Annotated in this window: 1 protein-coding gene; it reads right to left on the reverse strand. The window is 51.6% G+C overall.

Features of this window, described 5'->3' with window-relative positions; genetic code table 11:
* The coding region (locus tag ACTHSL_RS13070; RefSeq protein ID WP_440381693.1) for a hypothetical protein at positions 1–438 on the reverse strand (438 nt) is incomplete at both ends.

Here is a 438-nt window from a genome sequence, read left to right on the forward strand (position 1 = left end):
AATACCAACTGTATGCGCATGTGCACCGGCACTCACGGCTGTACCGGACAATGAGTGACTGTGGCTGCCCTGACTGTCCGTTTTCGATAAATAAGCAATACCCTGTGTGCTGGTTCCTTTAACTGTGGATAAACTTCCTGTAATGGTTGCTGTTCCATACTGACTCCAGCCAGAACTGTTCATCCTTAAACCACTTGTGTGGGCATGAGCACCCGCGGCCCCTGTTGAACCGCTCAGACTGTGAGCATGAGCCCCCGTGTTATTCGTCGATTTGGTGCCGTAATCGAAACTGCCTGTTGTTTTCGTCCCGTAATCAAACGACGATGTGGTTTTCGTCCCCAAATCCGTACCGGATGCACTGGCACTGTGGGTGTGCGACTTAATTCCATCCTGTTCCTGAGACAATACAGCACGACCGCTGGCGGGTTTCCCCTTGAT

The organism is Neisseria sp. P0008.S010 (assembly GCF_051962715.1).
GTDB classification, from domain to species: Bacteria; Pseudomonadota; Gammaproteobacteria; order Burkholderiales; family Neisseriaceae; genus Neisseria; species Neisseria elongata.